21 protein-coding genes are annotated in these 18173 nt (G+C 67.3%); 10 read left to right on the top strand and 11 right to left on the bottom strand.

Features of this window, described 5'->3' with window-relative positions:
• Positions 1-81 precede the first annotated feature (81 nt).
• From ABD768_RS08330 to ABD768_RS08320, 3 genes are read left to right on the top strand one after another with little or no spacing between them, the layout of a single operon-like run.
• Positions 82-852, top strand: a complete 771-nt coding sequence (locus ABD768_RS08330) for a hypothetical protein (protein WP_344839110.1) — start codon at positions 82-84, stop codon at positions 850-852.
• Entirely contained in the window at positions 845-2356 is a 1512-nt protein-coding gene (locus tag ABD768_RS08325; protein WP_344839107.1) for a phospholipase D family protein, read from the top strand. The genes ABD768_RS08330 and ABD768_RS08325 overlap by 8 nt, the downstream gene beginning before the upstream one ends.
• Positions 2357-2386: 30 nt before the next feature.
• Positions 2387-3364: an aminoglycoside phosphotransferase family protein gene (locus tag ABD768_RS08320; protein ID WP_344839104.1), complete on the top strand. Its 978-nt coding sequence runs from the start codon at positions 2387-2389 to the stop codon at positions 3362-3364.
• 19 nt (positions 3365-3383) lie between these two features.
• Here the strand turns inward: ABD768_RS08320 and ABD768_RS08315 are convergent, their stop codons facing one another.
• Complete coding sequence (locus tag ABD768_RS08315; protein ID WP_344839102.1) at positions 3384-4097, bottom strand: nucleotidyltransferase domain-containing protein; 714 nt, start codon at positions 4095-4097, stop codon at positions 3384-3386.
• A 138-nt stretch (positions 4098-4235) separates the two neighbouring features.
• On the opposite strand from ABD768_RS08315, the gene ABD768_RS08310 reads away from it, so the two are divergent.
• Entirely contained in the window at positions 4236-6356 is a 2121-nt protein-coding gene (locus tag ABD768_RS08310; protein WP_344839100.1) for a copper-translocating P-type ATPase, read from the top strand.
• Here the strand turns inward: ABD768_RS08310 and ABD768_RS08305 are convergent.
• Together ABD768_RS08305 and ABD768_RS08300 are read right to left on the bottom strand one after the other, a co-directional pair.
• Positions 6351-6842: a DinB family protein gene (locus tag ABD768_RS08305; RefSeq protein ID WP_344839098.1), complete on the bottom strand. Its 492-nt coding sequence runs from the start codon at positions 6840-6842 to the stop codon at positions 6351-6353. The genes ABD768_RS08310 and ABD768_RS08305 overlap by 6 nt on opposite strands.
• Positions 6843-6881: 39 nt before the next feature.
• Positions 6882-7592 carry a DinB family protein gene (locus ABD768_RS08300; protein WP_344839096.1) on the bottom strand — a complete coding sequence of 237 codons (711 nt, stop codon included), beginning with the start codon at positions 7590-7592 and terminating at the stop codon, positions 6882-6884.
• A gap of 140 nt (positions 7593-7732) precedes the next feature.
• Between ABD768_RS08300 and ABD768_RS08295 the strand changes: the two genes are divergently transcribed.
• Complete coding sequence (locus tag ABD768_RS08295; RefSeq protein WP_343973228.1) at positions 7733-8107, top strand: PH domain-containing protein; 375 nt, start codon at positions 7733-7735, stop codon at positions 8105-8107.
• 46 nt (positions 8108-8153) lie between these two features.
• Here ABD768_RS08295 and ABD768_RS08290 read toward each other — a convergent pair whose 3' ends face one another.
• A complete protein-coding gene (locus tag ABD768_RS08290) occupies positions 8154-9218 on the bottom strand; it encodes a zinc-dependent alcohol dehydrogenase family protein (protein WP_344839092.1) in 1065 nt (354 codons plus the stop codon).
• A gap of 81 nt (positions 9219-9299) precedes the next feature.
• Here ABD768_RS08290 and ABD768_RS08285 point away from each other — a divergent pair, with 81 nt between their 5' ends.
• Positions 9300-9602 (top strand): ArsR/SmtB family transcription factor, encoded by a 303-nt coding sequence (locus ABD768_RS08285; RefSeq protein WP_343973222.1) that lies wholly within the window; start codon positions 9300-9302, stop codon positions 9600-9602.
• On the opposite strand, the gene ABD768_RS08280 is transcribed toward ABD768_RS08285, so the two are convergent.
• A complete protein-coding gene (locus ABD768_RS08280; protein WP_344839089.1) occupies positions 9599-10573 on the bottom strand; it encodes an alpha/beta fold hydrolase in 975 nt (324 codons plus the stop codon). The two genes, ABD768_RS08285 and ABD768_RS08280, sit on opposite strands and share 4 nt — an antisense overlap.
• An 89-nt stretch (positions 10574-10662) precedes the next feature.
• A complete protein-coding gene (locus ABD768_RS08275) occupies positions 10663-10821 on the bottom strand; it encodes a hypothetical protein (RefSeq protein ID WP_344839086.1) in 159 nt (52 codons plus the stop codon).
• A gap of 91 nt (positions 10822-10912) precedes the next feature.
• On the opposite strand from ABD768_RS08275, the gene ABD768_RS08270 reads away from it, so the two are divergent.
• From ABD768_RS08270 to ABD768_RS08260, 3 genes are all read left to right on the top strand, one after another.
• Positions 10913-11536 carry a histidine phosphatase family protein gene (locus ABD768_RS08270; RefSeq protein ID WP_344839084.1) on the top strand — a complete coding sequence of 208 codons (624 nt, stop codon included), beginning with the start codon at positions 10913-10915 and terminating at the stop codon, positions 11534-11536.
• Positions 11533-11847: a nucleoside triphosphate pyrophosphohydrolase gene (locus ABD768_RS08265; protein ID WP_344839082.1), complete on the top strand. Its 315-nt coding sequence runs from the start codon at positions 11533-11535 to the stop codon at positions 11845-11847. Before ABD768_RS08270 ends, ABD768_RS08265 begins: the two co-directional genes overlap by 4 nt.
• Before the next feature lie 154 nt (positions 11848-12001).
• Complete coding sequence (locus tag ABD768_RS08260) at positions 12002-12532, top strand: DinB family protein (protein ID WP_344839080.1); 531 nt, start codon at positions 12002-12004, stop codon at positions 12530-12532.
• A 4-nt stretch (positions 12533-12536) separates the two neighbouring features.
• Here the strand turns inward: ABD768_RS08260 and ABD768_RS08255 are convergent, their stop codons facing one another.
• The 3 genes from ABD768_RS08255 to ABD768_RS08245 all read right to left on the bottom strand — a co-directional run bounded on the left by ABD768_RS08255 (position 12537) and on the right by ABD768_RS08245 (position 14149).
• The gene (locus ABD768_RS08255) at positions 12537-12842 is read right to left on the bottom strand and encodes a hypothetical protein (protein WP_344839078.1); all 306 of its coding nucleotides are present in this window, start codon (positions 12840-12842) and stop codon (positions 12537-12539) included.
• Positions 12820-13548, bottom strand: coding sequence for a hypothetical protein (locus ABD768_RS08250; RefSeq protein WP_344839075.1), 729 nt, complete (start codon positions 13546-13548; stop codon positions 12820-12822). Before ABD768_RS08250 ends, ABD768_RS08255 begins: the two co-directional genes overlap by 23 nt.
• A gap of 223 nt (positions 13549-13771) precedes the next feature.
• On the bottom strand, positions 13772-14149 hold the full coding sequence (locus ABD768_RS08245) for a YciI family protein (RefSeq protein WP_343973203.1): 378 nt from the start codon (positions 14147-14149) through the stop codon (positions 13772-13774).
• Positions 14150-14727: 578 nt separating this feature from the next.
• Here ABD768_RS08245 and ABD768_RS08240 point away from each other — a divergent pair.
• Entirely contained in the window at positions 14728-15543 is an 816-nt protein-coding gene (locus ABD768_RS08240) for a hypothetical protein (RefSeq protein ID WP_344839071.1), read from the top strand.
• Between the two features lie 427 nt (positions 15544-15970).
• Here the strand turns inward: ABD768_RS08240 and msrA are convergent, their stop codons facing one another.
• Together msrA and yczR are read right to left on the bottom strand one after the other, a co-directional pair.
• Positions 15971-16615, bottom strand: coding sequence for a peptide-methionine (S)-S-oxide reductase MsrA (gene msrA / locus ABD768_RS08235; RefSeq protein WP_344839069.1), 645 nt, complete (start codon positions 16613-16615; stop codon positions 15971-15973).
• A gap of 87 nt (positions 16616-16702) precedes the next feature.
• The gene (yczR, locus tag ABD768_RS08230) at positions 16703-18142 is read right to left on the bottom strand and encodes a MocR-like transcription factor YczR (RefSeq protein WP_344839067.1); all 1440 of its coding nucleotides are present in this window, start codon (positions 18140-18142) and stop codon (positions 16703-16705) included.
• Positions 18143-18173 lie beyond the last annotated feature (31 nt).

Below are 18173 nucleotides of genomic sequence, written 5' to 3'. Positions count from 1 at the left end.
GCAAGCGGGCGTCGTGCCGACGCGCCCGTTGTGCGTGCTGACGCGCCGGCGGTGTGCGTGCTGACGGGCACAGCGGGGAGCGTGCTGACGCGCCGGGCGGGGAGCGTGCTGGCGCTGGGGCTGGTGGCGATGCTTGGGTGGAGTCTGGCGGTGTCGGCGTCGATGCCGAGCTGGTACGACCCGGATCGCGACTGCCAGCAGGCCTTTCCCCTGGCCGAGGGCAACGGCCTGCGCATCACCAGCTCATGGCTGCCCCCACACGCCACCTGCGACTTCGGCGACGGCGAGCTTCACCAGTTCATCTCGCCGACCCGCTCGACTGTCCTGACGATCGTCTTCGCCCTGACCGCGGCGCTCACCCTCGCAGGCCTGTACTTCGTACTCCGCCGCCTCACCGCCCCCGCCGGCATCCTCCGCTCCGCCGAAGCCGTCGACCTCCGCGGCCGCCAGCTCCGTCACCTGGGAGCCGGAGCCTTCCTGACCCTCCTGGTCGTCGGCCTCTTCGCCGGCGCCAACGTCTTCGCTGCCTTCCTGGGCGGCCCACCCGGCATGCTGATCGTCGCGCTCACCGCCATCGCCGCTCTCTCCGCGGTTGCCGCAGCTCTGGACCGCCAGCTGGGCCCCCTGCCCAGCACAGCCCGCGACTCCCAGCGCCGGGGCGCGGTCGTCGGCTGCGTCACCATCGCCACCGTCTTCTTCATCACCGCAGCCAGCGGCAACTTCCCCTTCTACCGAATCTGGGTGGCGCCCGTTGGTGCCATCACCTACTTACTCGTTGTCACCGTCCAGTGGTCTCGAGCAACCCGTGGAGTTCGGACTGGGTTGGCCGGGGTACTGGGAGCGGATGAGTGACTGGTTTCTGACGGCTGAGGAGCGGGGCAACCCTGCCACTGACCTCGAGGGTGCGTGGACGGAGGGAAACTCGGTCCGGCTGCTCGTGCACGGCGCCGTCTACTTCCAGCGGCTGTACGACGAACTGTGCGCGCTGGGTGCCGGCGATCGGGTGTACTTCACCGACTGGCGTGGGGATGCGGACGAGATCCTCTATAAGGGTGGGCCGTCTGTCGGCGAGGTGCTGTGTGACCTCGCCAAGTCCGGGGTCGAGGTGCGGGGGTTGTTGTGGCGGTCGCATTCGGATCATGTGCAGTTCAACGCGCAGGAGAATCAGCGGCTGGGGGCCGAGCTGAATGAGGCCGGGGCAGAGGTACTGCTCGATCAGCGGGTGCGGCGGCTGGCTTCGCATCATCAGAAGTTGTTCGTGATCCGGCACCGGGGTGAAGCGGCCAAGGACGTCGCGTACGTGGGTGGGATCGATCTGAGTCACCAGCGGCGCGACGACGCTCGGCATCTGGGTGATCCGCAGCAGGCGCCGATGGATCCTCGGTACGGGAATCGGACGCCGTGGCATGACGCGGCTCTCGAGCTGCGCGGGCCGGTCGTCGGGGATGTGCTCCGCACCTTCGTCGAGCGGTGGGACGATCCGCATCCGCTCGACCGGCGTACGCCGTACCGGATGTTCGTGCAGCGGAAGGCGGACATGCCGCGGCATCCGTCGAAGCTGCCGGAGAGGTTTCCGGATCCGCCGGCGGCCGGGGAGCACTCGGTGCAGGTGTTGCGGACGTTCGGGCACAAGCATCCGCCGTTCCGCTTCGCGCCGAAGGGGGAGTACAGCATCGCGCGGGCGTACCGGAAGGCGTTCGGGCGGGCGCGGCGGTTGATCTATGTCGAGGACCAGTACTTGTGGTCGTCGGTGGTGGCCGAGGGGTTGTGTGAGGCGCTGGAGCGGTCGCCGGAGTTGCGGGTGATCGCGGTGGTGCCGCGGTACCCGGATGCGGACGGGCGGATCAGCGGACCGCCGGCGCGGTACGGGCAACTGCAGGCGCTCGACATGTTGCATTCCGTGGCGCCGGATCGGTTCGCGGTGTACGACCTGGAGAACGCGGCCGGTACACCGATCTACGTGCACGCGAAGGTCTGCGTGGTCGATGACGAGTGGTTCACGTGTGGGTCGGACAACTTCAACCGGCGCTCGTGGACCAACGACAGCGAGCTGACGTGTGCGGTGGTGGGGGAAGGGTTGGCGCGGTCGGTGCGGGCGGAGCTCTGGTCAGAGCATCTGGGGGTCGAGCCCGAACTTGACCCGGTTAAGGGTTTTGAGCAGTTTCGGGCTGCGGCTCAGGCGCTGGACTCTTGGCATGCGGAGGGTGAGGTCGGGGTGCGGCCGGCGGGGCAGCTGCGGCGGCATGAGCCGGTGCCGGTCGGGCGGGTGGCAAGGGTCTGGGCACGGCCGCTCTACGACCATGTCTATGACCCGGACGGTCGGCCGCGGCGGATGCGGCGGCGAAATTCGTTCTGAGATTCGGGCTGGCTGGGTTTGGATGACGGTATGGGCCGGATGCATGCGAACGAGGCGTTGATCGACGACGAGCTGGTACTGCGCTTGGTGGCGGGGCAGTTTCCGCGATGGAGCGGGCTGGCGGTGGCCGAGATTCCGTCGAGTGGGACGGTCAATGCGATGTACCGGCTGGGGGATTCGCTGACCGTGCGGTTGCCGCGGATCGCGGGTGGGGTGCCGGACATCGAGAAGGAGTTCGAGTGGTTGCCACGACTCGCGCCGCTGCTGCCGGTACGGATCCCGACGCCGGTGGCGCTGGGGGAGCCGGCCGACGGGTATCCGTGGCCGTGGCTGGTGCAGGAGTGGATCCCGGGGTCGATCGCGGTTGCTGGTGAGGTGCGCGAGCCGGTCGGCCTGGCGGAAGATCTCGCCGGATTCGTCCGAGCAATGCGCTCGATCGACGCGCCGGCCAGGGCAGGGGGCGAGGGGACCGCCGGGCCGAGCAGGGCATCGGCCGCGGGGACCGACGTGCCGGACGGCCTGGGCGGCGAGGGGATCGAGGCGCCGGCGGCGTACCGGGGTGGGCCGTTGTCTTCGCAGGATGAGGAGACGCGGAAGGCGCTGGTGCAGTTGGAGGGGTGGATTGATACGGGGACCGCGTTGGCGGCTTGGGAGTCGGCGCTGGCGGCGCCGGCGAGTTCGCCGTGCTGGGTGCATGCCGATCTGATGCCGTCGAATCTGTTGGTGACCGACGGCGGACGGCTTGCGGCGGTGATCGACTTCGCTACCGCAGGGGTCGGGGATCCGGCTTGCGATCTGATTCCTGCCTGGAATCTGCTGCCTGCGGCTGGGCGCGAGGTCTACCGCGAGGCGTTGGGGGTTGACGCCGATGCTTGGGTCCGCGGTCGTGGGCGGGCGTTGTCGATGGCGCTCATTCAACTCCCGTACTACCGCGACACCAACCCCGGCATCGCCGCCAACGCCCAGCACGTGATCAACGAGGTACTCGCCGACTTCACCGCGCGATGAGCGCTGGCGACTGCCCGGATCAGTCGCCGGACAACTGGAATCCGTCGAAGAGGCGGCCGCCGTAGGGCTCGAGGATGGTGTCGACGGTGGCGATCAGCGCTGTCGGGTCGCCGGTGGAGGCGGCGCGGACGGCGGCGGGTAGGGCGGTTGCGTAGTCGGTGGTGTGCGTTGCGTCGTAGGCGGCCAGTTCGCGGAGGAGGCCTTTGCCGGTGCCGGTCCAGTGGTTGGCGCCGGTCAGGAGGAGGGCGCTGGCGTCCAGCCAGAGGAGGGTGGCGATGGCGGTCCGTACGTCGTTGCTGTCGGCGCCGATCAGGTCTTCGAGCAGGTCGCTGATCTTGTACCTGAGCATGGCGATGTCCTGAGCTTCCAGCGGCGGTGGGCCTGCCAGGATCTGAGCCTTGCCGCTCGCTCGGAGGGTCGCGCCGGAGCCGTCGGTATCGAGCAGGACGATCGTCTCGCCGACCAGGCGCATCATCGACGGCTGCCGGCGTCGGCGGTCCTTCTCGCTGTAGTGGGCGAGGGATGCCTCGGTGTGGACGAAGAGTTCGACCGGCCAACCGGCGTACCGGAGTGATTCGCGCAGTGGGGCGGGCGGGCCGGGGAGGAGGACGGTGATGTCGAGGTCCGAGGTCGAGGTGGCGGTGCCCTGGGCAACGCTGCCGCCGAGCCAGGCGGCGCGTGCCTGTGGATAACGCTCCTGGACGAGCCTTCGGGCGATCTCTACTGCTTCCATCCGGTCAGTCTCGCCGGGGGTGGGGGCGAATCTCCAGCAAATTTGTCCCGGACGGGAATAGGCCCGAGGGGCGGTGGGTTGCGGCGGTCATACCCCATGGGGGTATAGTCGAAGCGCTGGGAACCGACGGAGGTCACGATGAGCGACGAACACGGCTCGGGCGCTGCGCCCGCCACCCACGACCACCACGCCAGGTCGGCGGACGAACACGCTGACCACGGCTCCCATGGTGAGCACGAGCACGGTGGGCACGAGCATGGCGGGCACGGTGGGCATTCGGGGCATGGGGATCACGCGGCGCAGTTCAAGGACCGGTTCTGGATCAGCCTCGGGCTGGCGGTGCCGGTGGTGTTCTTCAGTGAGATGTTCTCGGATCTGCTCGGCTACAGCCGGCCGGACTTCGCCGGGGCGGACCTGATCGCGCCGATCATCGGGACGATCATCTTCGTCTACGGCGGGCAGCCGTTCCTGCGCGGCGGGTGGAGTGAGATCAGGGCTCGCCAGCCGGGGATGATGCTGCTGATCTCGATGGCGATCTCGGTCGCGTTCGTGGCGTCCTGGGTGACGACGCTCGGGATCGGCGGGTTCGACCTGGACTTCTGGTGGGAGCTCGCGCTGCTGATCGTGATCATGCTGCTCGGGCACTGGCTGGAGATGCGAGCGCTCGGCGCCGCCTCCGGTGCGCTCGACGCACTGGCCGCGCTGCTGCCGGACACCGCCGAGAAGGTCACCGACGACGGCGTCGTCGAAGTTGCCCTGAGCAACCTCTCCGAAGGTGATGTCGTGCTGGTCCGTTCCGGCGGCCGGGTACCCGCCGACGGCCAGGTGGTCGACGGCCAGGCCGAGGTCGACGAATCGATGATCACCGGCGAATCCCGTCCGGTACTCCGCGCCGTCGGCGACCAGGTCGTCGCCGGTACGGTCGCCACCGACAGCGCCCTCCGGGTCGAGATCACCGCCGTGGGCGAAAACACCGCCCTGGCAGGCATCCAGCGCCTGGTCGCCGAGGCGCAGGCGTCGTCATCCCGAGCCCAGGCGCTCGCCGATCGCGCGGCCGCGTTCCTGTTCTACTTCGCCTCCACCGCAGGCGTCATCACCTTCCTGGTCTGGAGCCTGCTCGGCAAGCTGGACGAAGCGGTCACGCGAACCGTCACCGTGCTCGTGATCGCCTGCCCGCACGCCCTCGGGCTGGCCATCCCGCTGGTGATCGCGATCTCGACCGAGCGTGCGGCGAAGGCCGGCGTCCTGGTCAAGAACCGGTTGGCCCTGGAGCGGATGCGGACGATCGACGTGGTGCTGTTCGACAAGACCGGGACGCTGACGAAGGGCGAGCCGGCGGTCACCGGCGTGGCGACGGTTTCCGTTGCTGACAACGAGTTGCTGGCGATCGCCGCGGCGGTGGAGTCGGACAGTGAGCACCCGTTGGCGAAGGCGATCGTGCGGGCGGCAGCGGAGGCTGGTGCGGCGCGCTTGAAGGCGTCCGACTTCAGGTCGCTGACCGGGCGTGGGGTCGAGGCTGTGGTTGACGGCGCTCATGTGTCGGTAGGCGGACCTGCGTTGCTGCGCGAGTCCGGAGTACAGGTTCCTGCGTCGTTGGACGCGGCGATCGGTGAGTGGAAGGCGCGTGGGGCGGCGGTTCTGCAGGTGGTTCGGGATGGTCAGGTGCTCGGCGCGGTGGCGTTGGAGGACGAGGTCCGGCATGAGTCGCGGCAGGCTGTCGATGCGCTGCACAAGCGTGGGGTGAAGATCGCGATGATCACTGGCGACGCGCATCAGGTGGCCGAGGCGGTGGCGGCTGAGTTGGGGATCGACGAGGTGTTCTCGGAGGTACTGCCGCACGACAAGGACGCCAAGGTGGCCGAGTTGCAGGCGCGTGGATTGAAGGTGGCGATGGTCGGTGATGGCGTGAACGACGCGCCGGCGCTGGCTCGGGCCGAGGTCGGGATCGCGATCGGCGCCGGTACGGATGTCGCGATCGAATCGGCAGGCGTCGTACTGGCCGCTGACGATCCGCGCGCGGTGCTGTCGGTGATCGATCTGTCGAAGGCGAGCTACCGCAAGATGTGGCAGAACCTGGTCTGGGCGACGGGGTACAACATCATCGCCGTACCGCTGGCGGCCGGCGTCCTGGCCTTCGCCGGGATCGTCCTGTCGCCCGCGGCCGGCGCGGTGCTGATGTCGCTGTCGACGATCGTGGTCGCGCTCAACGCCCAGCTGCTGCGCCGGCTCAACCTCTCGCCGGAGCGACTGGCGTCATAGCGAGTCCTGGCCCAGCTCGGTCCTCCCGTCGATCAGTTCGCGGGCGGCGTCGAGGTGGCCGAGATGGCGGGCGGTCTCCTCGATCAGGTGCAGCACGATGAAACGCAGGTCGGTGATCTGGCTGGTGTCGCCGTGGCCGTGATCACCGACCGGCGGCGTGTCCCAGGGGACCGTCGCCAGTACTTCGTTGGCGCGGGCGATCTGGTCGCGATAGAACCCGAAGACGGTCTCCGCCGAGAGTCCCGAAGTGAAGGGGTTCTCGTCGGCTTCCGTCGGGTCGTCCGGCCAAGGGAGTGGGGTGGCGGAGCCCAGGGCGACCTGCTGGAACCAGTGGCGCTCGGCATGTCCGAGATGCTCGACCATGCCGAGGACCGTCCAGCCTGAGGGCAGTACGGGCTTCGTGAGTTGCTCCGGGGTGAGTCCTTCGATGACTCCGAAGACCCGGGTTCGTTGCGCTTCCAGGAACGTGAGCAGTTGTTGGTCCATGGCCATAGGTCGAGGCGTCGCCGGCTCGCTCGACATTTCTCAGTTTTCGGCCAGGACGGCGAGGTCGCGTTCGGCGTACAGGCGGTGCATGTACTCCTCGTTGAGGACGATGTGGAGGCACTCGCGGACCGGGTAGCTGATCGGGCGGGGCCAGCCGGCGGCTCCGGTGAGCGGGGTGGTGTCGGCGGCGAGTTGCTCGTCGGTGAGCTGGTCGACGTACTGGCGGACGGTGGCCATCCGGTCCGTGCGCAGGGCGAGGGCTTCGTCGAGGGAGGGGCGGGCGGCGCGGTCGCGTGGTATGCCGGGGGTGTCGTCCATCTCGTCCCACGGGAGGTCGAGGGGATGCCACGGGGTGGGGTCGCCGAGGATCGCCCGGCGGATCCAGGCGTCGGTGGCGAAGGCGAGGTGGCGCAGCGTCTCGATGAAGGACCACTCGCCGTCGACGCTCTCGTGCAGGAGGTCTGGCGGCAGGGCGCGCGCCTTGGTGACGGTCTCGTCCCATCGTTGCTCGAGGAGATCCCAGGCGGCGCGGAAGCCGTCGGGGTCGGACGGGCGGACCTTGACGCGGTCAGGGTCGCGGCGATCCAGTTCGGCCTCGATCAAGGGGCCGATGTCGACTCCGTTGATCGACACGTTCTGGATGTCGCCGGTGATCTCGACGTTGTGGAGCTCAGCGCCGATCAGCCGCACGTCGCGCAGGAAGGCACCGCGCAGCCGAACGTCCTCCAACACCAGAGCGTCTTCAGTCATACCTCGCACGCTAGAACATCACCCGGACAATTCGCGTCCGCGATCAGCGGGGGACGGTGACGACCAGTTTGCCGAAGTAGGTGCTGGATTCCGCCGCGAGGTGAGCGAGGTACAAGGCCTGCTTGTGATTGCCTGGCGGGATGATCGACTTCTCGAACGGTTCTGTTTTCAAGCTCAGTCCGGCCGCGGTCGGCGACCTCGGTCCGATGGTGGCTCCACTGCTGATCCCAGGCGAACAGCTCGTGTCGTGCTTCAAGGCGGTCCGGGACTTCGTCGTCTTCACCGACAAGCGTCTGATCGCCGTGAACGTCCAGGGGATGACCGGCCGGAAGCGGGACTTCACCTCGCTGCCCTACAAGAAGATCCAGGCGTTCTCGGTCGAGACCGCCGGCACCTTCGACCTCGATGCCGAGCTGGACCTGTGGTTCAGCGGATTGGGCAAGGTCCGCCTCGAGTTCAAGGGGACCTCGGACATCCGGCAGCTCGGCCAGATGATCGCGAGCTATGTGCTCTGAATGCCTTGCGTCCACAAGGCATTCGCGGGCAGCGTAGCTGACCGGATCAGCGGGGGACGGTGACGACCAGTTTGCCGAAGTGGGTGTTGGATTCGAGGTGCTTGTGGGCTTCGATGATGTTGTCGAGGGTGAAGAGGCGGTCGACGGTGGGTTTGAAGGCGCCGCTTTGCAGGCCGCTGGAGACGAAGGCTGTTGCTCTGCGCAACCGTTCTGGGTGCCGGGTGATCTCGTGGACGGTGTACGTGCGGAGGTTGAGGGCGGGCATGCCGAGGTCGAAGCCTGGGTACGGCGTCGGCTGGCCGCTGGATGCTCCCCAGAGGAAGAGGGTGCCGTCGGGGGCGACCGCTCGCGCGAGCTCGGCGACTCCTGGGCCGGCCACGGCATCGAAGATGTACTCGGCACCTCGCCCGCCGGTCAGCTCGAGGATGCTGCTCGCGAGCCCGCCGCCTTGGCGTTCCTGCCCGTCGCCTTGGCCCAGCCCATCCCGGCGCCCTTGCCCCAGCCCGTTCTCCTCTCCGGAGACGATGACCTCGGCCGCGCCCTCCTCAAGGAGCCGCTGGCGTTTGGCGGTTGTGCGGGTGATGGCGATCGGGGTTGCGCCTAGGCGGTTGGCGGTGTGGATGGCGGCCAGGCCGACGCTGCTGGAGGCGGCGTTGATGACTACGACGTCGCCGGGGCGGATGTGGGCGATCTCGACCATCGCGCCGTACGCGGTCAGGTACGGCATCCAGACGGCCGCGCCGGAGACGGCGTCGACGGAGTCGGGGCGGGGGATGAGGGCGGTGACGGGGGCCAGCGCGCGTTCGGCGTACAGGGGGTAGTCGTTCTGGGAGAAGTTGGGGATGACGCTGACCGGCTGGCCGATCGTGAAGCCGGTGACGCCGGGGCCGAGCGCCTCGATCACGCCGGCGGCTTCGCTGCCGAGGCCGGCGGGGAACTGCCGCACCGACTCGATGTAGTTGCCGCTGCGGAACAGGATGTCCGCGCGGTTGAGGCCGATCGCGTCGATCCGCAGCAGCACCTCGCCGGGGCCGGGCTCGCCTGGATCGAGGTCGTGCAGGCGGAGTACGTCGGGGCCGCCGGTGGCGTGGAAGCGCACGGTCGTCGTCATGCGCCCAGTCAAGGCGGAAGTTTGAGAACTGTCAAACTTTGAAATCCATCAAACTATGATGGATGTCGTATTATCGGGGTCATGGCACGTGCGCCGCAGCATCCCGAGGTCTCCGAGTTCGAGCTCCAGCAGGTGCTGGAGGCGATCGTCGACCCGGTCCGCCGGAGCATCGTCCAGCAGCTCGACGCCGCGGACCACGACATCAAGTGCGGCGACTTCGACATCGCGGTGCACAAGTCGACCGCAACGCATCACTTCAAGGTGCTGCGTGAGGCGGGACTGATCCGGCAGTACTACGTCGGCACATCCCGCCTCAACGCACTCCGTCGCGACGATCTCGACAAGGCCTTCCCGGGGCTGTTGGACGCCCTCGCTGTCGGCTAGCCGAGGAAGGTGGTCAGCTCGCTGATCACTGCCTGTGGGTTCTCCTCGGCGAGGAAGTGGCCGGTCCCGGGGACCTTGTGGACCCGTACGTCGGTGCCCTGGCCGGACCAGACAGCCAGGTTGGACTCGTAGCTGTACTCCGACGTCAGACCGAGGAACGGCGCGGTGATCTTGCCGTAGCCGGCGAAGTCGACGACGTCCTGGTGGAAGCCCTGGTACCACGCGTTGCCGGCGCGGATCGCGTCCGGACCGGCGTACGCGTGGGCGTAGACGCGCCTCGAGAGCTCGTCGATCGCCGACGGATCCGGTGGGAAGGCGTCCATGAAATAGTCGACGATGTGCCGCGACCGGCCGGTGATCAGCTTCTCGGGCAGGCCCTGGACCTGGTTGAACGCGAACCACCACAGGCTGAAGCCTTGCCCGGGGCGGACAAGTAGCGGCAGGTCGTACAGCGACGGGTCGGGGTGGCCGACGTCCATCAGTACGAGCTTGCGGGTCGCGGCGCGGTGGTTGACCGCGAAGCTGTGCGCGACCATCGCACCGATGTCGTGACCGGCGATGTTGACCGAGTCGTAGCCGAGGTGGCGGACCAGGTTGTAGACATCGGCGGCCATGGTCTTCTTGTCGTAGCCGTCGGCCGGCTTGGCTGATCCGCCCATGCCGCGCAGGTCGACGGCGATCACCGTGTAGCGCTTGGCCAGCGCGGGCAGGATCTTGTTGAAGGACCACCAGGTTTGTGGCCAGCCTGGCAGCAGTACCAGCGGCTCACCGTGACCGCCGATGACGTAGTGCTGACCTTTCGCGTACTTGCTCCGCAGCCCCAGCCTCCGCGCCAGCGCGGCATCGGACGGTACGCCGCTTGTGCCCGTGGTCGTGCCCGTCGCCTGTGCTGTCGGCGCTGCTCCGGTGACCCCAGCAGCCACGGCTGCCCCCGCTCCGAGCGCGAGCAACCGCCTCCGGTCCATGTCCATTCGCCCACCCCTCGCCAGGCAGCACCGCGGATCGACGCCGCCGTCCAGGCACACTAAATGCCCCGACGGGTCATGCCCCGGCTCGTTGCTCACAGCTCCGCGATGGTGACTGTTTCAGTAGTCGTGCTGTCCGGATTCGTGACGGTTTCGCGGTGGAGGGCGGCGCCTGGGGGCAGCTCGGGATCACCCGGCCAGGTTGGCGGTGGTACCGGTTTTCCGTGCTCATCCTCGCTGTCCCTAGTGCTCACCACTCGAGCGTGACATGCCTGCGCCTGTGAGTGAATGGCTTATCCGAGGACCGTGGTTGTGTGAGGATCGCTGGAGCGTAGGGAGGCCGGAATGTCCGCTACTCGGTACCTGTATATCGCTCGGCATGGGGAGGCGTTGCCGGATCAGAGTGGGTTGACGGGGAAGGGGCGTCGGCAGGCAGAGTTGCTGGGGAAGCGGCTTCGGGACGTGCGGTTCGCGGCGTTTCATCACAGTCCGTTGCCGCGGGCGGTGGAGACGGCTGGGGTGGTTGGTGGGCAGTTGCGGGCGGGTGTTCCGGCGGAGGGCTCGGCGGCGGCCGGTGATTATCTTCCTGCTGCGCCGGCGGCTGGCGAAGTACCGGCTGAGTACGCCGACTTCGTGCGTAACGTGCTGGGGCAGTTCACGCCTGATGAGCTGCAAGAGGGGCCGCCGCTTGCGCGCCAGGCTCTGGAGCTCTTCACCGGTCCAGCCGAGGGGCCCGAGGATCGACACGAGTTGCTGATCACGCACAACTTCCTGGTCGGGTATCTCGTCACCCAGGCTTTGGGCGCACCTGGCTGGCGCTGGCTCGCGCTCAACCACTGCAACGCGGCCCTCACCGTCCTTCGCTACACCCCAGGTCGTCCTGCAACAGCCCTTGTTTACAACGACATGCGACACCTGCCCAAAGACCTCCGCTGGACCGGCTTCCCCAAGCCGGAGCCGGGTTTATGAGCGACGGCAAGCTGGTCAGAGACCGCATCCCAGACTTCATCCGCGCCAATGGCGAAGACCCGATCACCTATGTCGCCGCCCCAGCCGAGTACCGCCAACGGCTCCGCGACAAGCTGCTCGAAGAGGTCGACGAGTTCCTCGCCGCCGACTCCACCGCCGCCATCGAAGAACTGGCAGACGTACTGGAAGTCGTCTACGCCTTGGCCGCCGACCTAGGCACCGACCACCCAACGCTCGAGCAACTCCGCCAATCCAAAGCCGCCGAAAAAGGCGCCTTCACCAACCGCCTGGTCTGGCTCGGCTGCCGCTGAACCGACCGCTCGGTACGCCCCAGTCGATGTGGCCGAGAGGCCGGGCACTGCCCCGAACCCCGGCTAACCCGCTCCGGCAGGATCAGGTGGTCGCGTAAGGAAGTGGTGGGAGTAGAGGTCAGAAGTTGGCCGCTACCGTCTTTAGGGTGGAGGCATGACTACGAAGGAGCGGATCGTGACTGGTGAGCGGGACGACATTCTGGACTTTCTGGGTAAGCACCGGTACTTCCTGCGGCACACCGCTGAGGGGCTGACCGACGAGCAGGCCAACACGCGCAGCACGGTCAGCGAGTTGACGATCGGTGGGCTGATCAAGCACGTGACCGCGGTCGAGCAGAACTGGGCCGAGTTCGCGCAGAACGGTGGGGGCAAGGAGGTTCCGGCGGAGGTCGAGTTCACGCCGGAGATGATCGCCGAGTGGGAGAACCAGTTCCGGCTGGCCGAGGGGGAGACGCTGGCCGGCGTACTGGCCGAGTACGAGAAGGTCGCGGCTGCCACCGACGATCTCGTCCGGACGCTCGACCTCAATGCGAGCTACGAGCTCCCGGCCGCGCCGTGGCAACCGCCGGGTGTCTTCTGGACGGTACGCCGGGTCTTCCTGCACATCACCGCGGAAACCGCCCAGCACGCCGGCCACGCCGACATCATCCGCGAGACGATCGACGGCCAGAAAACGATGGGCTGAGTGGCTATGTGGTGAGGTCCGCCCACCTCACCACGTGGCTCAGCCCGAGTCGCGCGATCTCCTCACCGTCGCCGGTCCGGAGTACCAGTTGGTCGCCGTCCTTCTCGATGGCGGCCGCGTCGAACATCACGGCGACCCCCGGGCCCGACCACAACAAGAAGCCGGTGTCAGGCTTCTCGGCGATGCCCTTGCTCAGTTGAGTTCTGGGGAGGGTGTTCGGCGAGTGGGACGGCCTTTCGCGAGGAACGGGCCTGGGAAGCAGGGCCCGCTTCTCGTGCGGGACGACCTCAAGTCCGGGCGCGGGCTTCATGCCGGGGGTGCTGCGACGATTCCTGGGCATTTCGCGCTTCCTTCCACTCCGTCGATTCACGGCCTTCGAGTTCCGCCGCCCACGCTTGCTGCGATGCGTCCGAGCTGTTGAGGTACGAAATCATGGCCTTCTGCATCGAGGCGGCGGCCTGATCCAGTTGCTGCAGCGCCTCTTCCGGGTCGTTCATGTAGCCGAGCTTGGTCCAGAACGTGGTGACGACCGCTTGCGCCCAGGCGGCGCGTGGTCCCGCGTCCGCCATCCTTCCGGTCGGCCGCAGCAGGAAGGACGCTACGAACGACGTCGCCGACAGGCCGGCGAAGATGCCCGTGGTGGCCACAGCGGCGGTCGAATCCGCGGTAAGCCCCCGGACAATCGCGGCGGCAACCGCCAAGACGCCGATGCCGAACAACAACCACAACATCCACAAGTAGCTGTTGAACGCTTGCCCCAATCGCTTCTGCGTGACCCGCGCCGCGTCCGCAGCATCCTTGATCAGACTCGCGGACGCCTCGGTGGCCGCTTGCGAGACGGGATCGAGGTCCGCAGGCGCGGAGGCCAACAGGACCTCAACGGTCTCGCCTGGCCTGACCCTTCCGCCACCGGACCGTTCCCGGTCACTCCACTCATAAGTCACCCCGTCGTCCCCGGCCACCAGCGTGAGCCGGCTCGGAGTCTCGTCCCGCAAGTCCTCGACCCGCGTCGTCATCCGACCTCCCAAGACGTTCCGTCAGTAAGAGAGTGGATCCGGTGAGTCGGTCCTTGGAGAGTCCTAAGTCATTCGACCGCATGCCTTTCGCCCGTCGGGAAGGGCGGGCGCGGAAGCTGCCAGGAGGCCGGGATGGCTGATCGGACGACGGGCCGCAGCCGGCCGAGATGAGGTGGGCTGCCTGACCGCCGGGCCAGTACGACGTACCGGCCCGGTCAGGGTTTCAGAAGACGTGGATCGGGCGGAGTTCGATGGTTTCGCCGGGGCCGGCGAAGGTTTGGGCTACGGTGTCGGCGCGTTCTGGGGTGGCGACGTCGATGAGGAAGAAGCCGGCCAGGTGTTCCTTCGCCTCCGAGTACGGGCCGTCGGTGATGACCGGGCGGCTACGGGAGTAGCGGTAGAGGCGGGACTTGGCCGGGTCGCCCAGCGCCTCGCCGCCGAGCAGTTCGCCGCTGGCCTGGAGCTCGCCCAACAGCTTCTCGAAGTCCGAGTTCAACCGGTCGCGTTCGGCCTTGGGAAGGGCCTGGTGCTCAGCCACCGTGTCCCCGGTCGGATGGCCCCACGGCTGCGGGTTGGAGTGGATCAGTACGACGTACTTCATCAGAGTTCCCTAACGTCAGAGCAGCCGCCGATCGGCCCTCTCGAAGCTACATCGGCACCGACCAGCGACTCTCGACATTTCAACCTGTCACATGTCCGCGGGTGGTTCGAAAGAGCTAAGCGATCGCTGGGAACTTGGCGCCGGTGTTGCTGTGGCAGCGATAGCCGTTGGCTTTTTTGGCCAGGTGCTGCTGGTGGTAGCGGTACGGACACGGCGACAGAAGCTCGGAGTGGGTACGATGCGATCGCGGTGGACGCTGCCTCCTACTCGATTCCCGACGCGGAAGCTGGTGCTCTCCGGCCGTGCACGCCTCAATCAGATTCTCAGCTTGGTGCTGTCCGCGACGGTAGTTGCGATCCTGGTACTCGAAGCGGTGGAACTGGAAGGGGTGGTGTCTGTGACCTGTTCGCTGATGGTGGAGTTCGCTGTATTCATCGGCGTGACGGCCGGGGGTCGGGTAGGGGGCAGCGCCTGCTCAGAACCCGGGTGCTCCAGCCATCGTGAGTTGGCTCATTAGGGCTGGGACACCCCCGGGCGCAGATCATCGCGGTTAGGTAGTCGGGGAGGCCGAGAAGTCGGTGGACGAGTACGAGCGCTGGGCGCAGCGGCAACTCGAGCCGGTGCTTGGCGAGATGACATTTGCTGACCGTGCAGGAGGCCCACCGGGTCAGCACGATTTCAACGCCACGTTGCCAGATGGCGGCGGCGCTGCCATCGAGGTGACATCAGTTGTGGACGGTGATCGAAGGAATCTCTCAGCGTCGATCGAGAAGAAGGACCTGCGTGGGTTTCGAGTGAGCTGTTCCCAGCGACTGTGGCTCGTCACACTCTTGTCGTCTGCGGAAGTCCGAGCAATGAGCCCCCAGATAATTGAGTCATTGATTGGTGACCTTGAAGCAGAGGAACGAATCCAAGCCAGTCATATCGGCGATTACCGCGATCCGTGGGTGGAACGGCTCGCAGCGCTGGGCATCGAGTCAGCACACGGAGTGGCCGCGAGTCCGGGTAGCGAAGGCCTGGTCTACGTCCAAGCAGGCACCTACAGCGGTCATGGTTGGACTCCGGAGGATGTTGACAACTGGCTCTCGTCCTTCCTGACGAGCCCGCAGGGAGTCAACAAGATTAACAAGCTAGCCAAGGCGACCAGTGTCCAGCAGAGACACTTGGTAGTAGTGCTTGACAGCTTCTCGGAGGCCGGCATGGGCATCTCCCTGGCGTTGACCGCACGGCGAGAAAGGGGTGCAGCGGACTACCGCGTCCCGACGGTTACGCCGCCAGAGCCGGTCACTCACCTCTGGCTGATTCCCGGTGTGGATCAGTGGGACGGGTTGTTGTGGGTGAGAGGGCACGGATGGCGTGTGCTTTCGCCGGTGCCGTTCGCTGAAGGCGAGTAGTCAGCTCACCGGTCTCCGACGTCGACGGAACCTCATCAGACGATGTTGAGGACTGCTTACTACAAGTGTTGAGCACGCGGCCAAGCACGGTTCGCCGGAGCGCGGGTATGCCTGGCGTCAGTTGGGCGTGGTGTGGGTCTGATGGGCGGCGCGTCGGGGCGGGGCTGGTTTGGGTGGGCTCAAGACGCTGGGGCGACATGTGAGTACGGGTGGGGGGAACGCGCTGACCCCACGCGATGCGGGGTTTGGTTCGCATTGCGTGCGGCCGCAGGCGGTTTGGGTGGGCTCAAGACGCTGGGGCGACATGTGAGTACGGGTGGGGGAAATGCACTGACCCCACGGATGCGGTTTGGTTCGCATCGCGTGGGGTCGGTGGGTGATTTTGGCGGGTTCGAGACTTCAGCCCGCTAGATGGGTACGGGTGGGGCTATACGTCTGCTGGGAACTTGGCGCCGGTGTTGCTGTGGCAGCGGTAGCCGTTGGGGTTTTTGGCTAGGTACTGCTGGTGGTAGCCCTCGGCGTAGTAGTGGGAGTTGAGGGGGGCGATCTCGGTGGTGATGTCGCCGTAGCCGAGGGGCTTGATGACGGGGGCGTAGAGGTCGCGGGTGCGCTCTGCCTCTGCCTTCTGGGCCTCGGTGGTGTAGTAGATCGCCGAGCGGTACTGGGAGCCGAGGTCGTTGCCCTGGCGCATGCCCTGTGTCGGGTCGTGGGTCTCCCAGAAGACCTTCAGCAGGTTGGTGAAGGTGGTCTTGGTGGGGTCGTAGACGACGCGGACCGCCTCGGTCTGGCCGGTGCGGCCGGAGCAGACCTCTTCGTACGTCGGGTTGGGGGTGTAACCGCCGGCGTAGCCGACCGCGGTCGTGTAGACCCCGGGCTGCTGCCAGAAGATCTCCTCGGTGCCCCAGAAGCAACCGGTACCGAACCAGACCTCCTCGAAACCCTCGGGAGCGGGTGCGGTCTGCGGCGTACCGAGCACGATGTTGTCCGCCGGTACGGCGAAGGTGGGCTCTGGGCGGCCGGGCAGCGCGCGCTCGGGCTCGACCAGGGCTGTGTTGCGGTTGAAGAACGACATCTCACGCCTCTCGCAAAGTGGCTTTCATAGTCTCTCAACGCGACGCCCGGGGTGAACCTTCCCCCGGCCGATTACGGGGCGTTTACGTCAAGCGATCATCGCGGCGGTACGCCGGAGCGGTGGACCCGCCGTGAGCGACTCGTACGACGCCGCCAACCGCTCCACGGCGTCACGCAGCGTATCCGGATCCAGTGTGTACGGCAGCCGCAAGAACGACTCCAACCCGCCATCAGGTGAGAACCGCGACCCAGCGACCAGCAGTACTCCGTTCCGCTGGGCCACTCCCACCAGGCTCGACCCCACCGGCTCCGGCAGTTCGCACCACATCGACAGCCCACCACCGGGCAACGTGAACCGCCACGACGGCAGCGCGGTACGGAGCGCCGCAGCGAGCGTGTCCCGCCGCAGCGCCAACGCGGCCCGCCGCTCGGGCAGTACCGACCTGTACGACCGCAGCAGCCGAGTAACGACCAGCTGCTCGAGCACCGGCGCCCCCAGGTCGAGCGACGCGCGCGCGTCGAGGATGCGGGCGACCAGTGTCTCCGGCACCCGCAGCCACCCGATCCGCAGCCCGCCCCAGAACGACTTGCTCACCGACCCCAGCGTGATCACGCCCTGCGGATCGAACGACGCGAACGGCGGTGGCATCTCCTGCCCGTCCAGCGGCAACTCATACAGAGTCTCGTCGATGATCACGGTCGTCCGGGCCCGAGCGAACGCCCGAGCCAACCGCTGCCGATCCGCAGCAGACATCAACCGCCCGGTCGGATTCTGGAAGTCCACCACCATCCACGCGGCCCGCGGCGCCGACTGCCGGATCGTTGCCTCCAGCAAAGGAAGGTCCCAGCCGTCAGGACTCATCGGTACGCCGACCACCCGGCACCCGGCCCGCCGGATCGTGTCGACCGAGTTGGGATGCGTCGGGCTCTCGGTCAGCACCCGGTCGCCGATCTGTGTCATCGCCCGGACCGCGATCGCGGTCGCGGCCAGCGCGCCGGCCGTGACGATGATCTGGTCAGCCGTCGTCGGTAGTCCGCGGGCCCGGTACGACGCGGCGATCTCCTCCCGCAACTCGGGCAGTCCCTGAGGGTGGTACCCGGGCGTCGCCAGATGCAGCGGCAGATCCTCGACGGCCTCGGCGACCGCGCTGTTGATCCCCGGTACGGACGGCGACGCCGCGCAAGTGAAGTCGTAGAGCCCGACGGTGTCGATCCACGGCGCGTGATGCCGCCCGAGCTCCGGCTCGACCTTCGACGGCAGCGAGGTGACGCTGCCCGAACCTCGCCGACTGACCAGATAGCCGCGATCGCGCAGTTCCCGGTACGCCGAAGCGACCGTCGTCCGGCTCACCCCGAGCGCGTCGGTCAGCTCCCGCTCGGACGGCACCCGCGCGCCAGGCATGATCCGCCCGTCCGCGATCAGCAGCCGCAGTCGCTCGGCCAAGCTCCGGTACGCCGGTCCAGAGTCGTCCGACCAGGTACCGAGCAGGCCGGCCAGAGTGCTTGCGGGGAGCTGTTGCCCTGTCATGCAGTCCACTATTGCCCAAGTGGCTATCGAA

Origin of the sequence: Kribbella ginsengisoli (assembly GCF_039537185.1) — a bacterium.
GTDB lineage: Bacteria > Actinomycetota > Actinomycetes > Propionibacteriales > Kribbellaceae > Kribbella > Kribbella koreensis.
The sequence above is the reverse complement of the archived record's forward strand: the minus strand, read 5'-3'. Positions and strand labels throughout refer to the sequence as shown.

Bases quoted from the DNA above. Each gene is read 5' to 3' on its own strand.
- ABD768_RS08325 (WP_344839107.1), top strand. From the start codon at position 845: ATGAGTGACTGGTTTCTGACGGCTGAGGAGCGGGGCAACCCTGCCACT.
- ABD768_RS08320 (WP_344839104.1), top strand. From the start codon at position 2,387: ATGGGCCGGATGCATGCGAACGAGGCGTTGATCGACGACGAGCTGGTA.
- ABD768_RS08315 (WP_344839102.1), bottom strand. From the start codon at position 4,097: ATGGAAGCAGTAGAGATCGCCCGAAGGCTCGTCCAGGAGCGTTATCCA.
- ABD768_RS08310 (WP_344839100.1), top strand. From the start codon at position 4,236: ATGAGCGACGAACACGGCTCGGGCGCTGCGCCCGCCACCCACGACCAC.
- ABD768_RS08305 (WP_344839098.1), bottom strand. From the start codon at position 6,842: ATGGACCAACAACTGCTCACGTTCCTGGAAGCGCAACGAACCCGGGTC.
- ABD768_RS08300 (WP_344839096.1), bottom strand. From the start codon at position 7,592: ATGACTGAAGACGCTCTGGTGTTGGAGGACGTTCGGCTGCGCGGTGCC.
- ABD768_RS08295 (WP_343973228.1), top strand. From the start codon at position 7,733: ATGATCGACTTCTCGAACGGTTCTGTTTTCAAGCTCAGTCCGGCCGCG.
- ABD768_RS08290 (WP_344839092.1), bottom strand. From the start codon at position 9,218: ATGACGACGACCGTGCGCTTCCACGCCACCGGCGGCCCCGACGTACTC.
- ABD768_RS08285 (WP_343973222.1), top strand. From the start codon at position 9,300: ATGGCACGTGCGCCGCAGCATCCCGAGGTCTCCGAGTTCGAGCTCCAG.
- ABD768_RS08280 (WP_344839089.1), bottom strand. From the start codon at position 10,573: ATGGACATGGACCGGAGGCGGTTGCTCGCGCTCGGAGCGGGGGCAGCC.
- ABD768_RS08270 (WP_344839084.1), top strand. From the start codon at position 10,913: ATGTCCGCTACTCGGTACCTGTATATCGCTCGGCATGGGGAGGCGTTG.
- ABD768_RS08265 (WP_344839082.1), top strand. From the start codon at position 11,533: ATGAGCGACGGCAAGCTGGTCAGAGACCGCATCCCAGACTTCATCCGC.
- ABD768_RS08260 (WP_344839080.1), top strand. From the start codon at position 12,002: ATGACTACGAAGGAGCGGATCGTGACTGGTGAGCGGGACGACATTCTG.
- ABD768_RS08255 (WP_344839078.1), bottom strand. From the start codon at position 12,842: ATGAAGCCCGCGCCCGGACTTGAGGTCGTCCCGCACGAGAAGCGGGCC.
- ABD768_RS08250 (WP_344839075.1), bottom strand. From the start codon at position 13,548: ATGACGACGCGGGTCGAGGACTTGCGGGACGAGACTCCGAGCCGGCTC.
- ABD768_RS08245 (WP_343973203.1), bottom strand. From the start codon at position 14,149: ATGAAGTACGTCGTACTGATCCACTCCAACCCGCAGCCGTGGGGCCAT.
- msrA (WP_344839069.1), bottom strand. From the start codon at position 16,615: ATGTCGTTCTTCAACCGCAACACAGCCCTGGTCGAGCCCGAGCGCGCG.
- yczR (WP_344839067.1), bottom strand. From the start codon at position 18,142: ATGACAGGGCAACAGCTCCCCGCAAGCACTCTGGCCGGCCTGCTCGGT.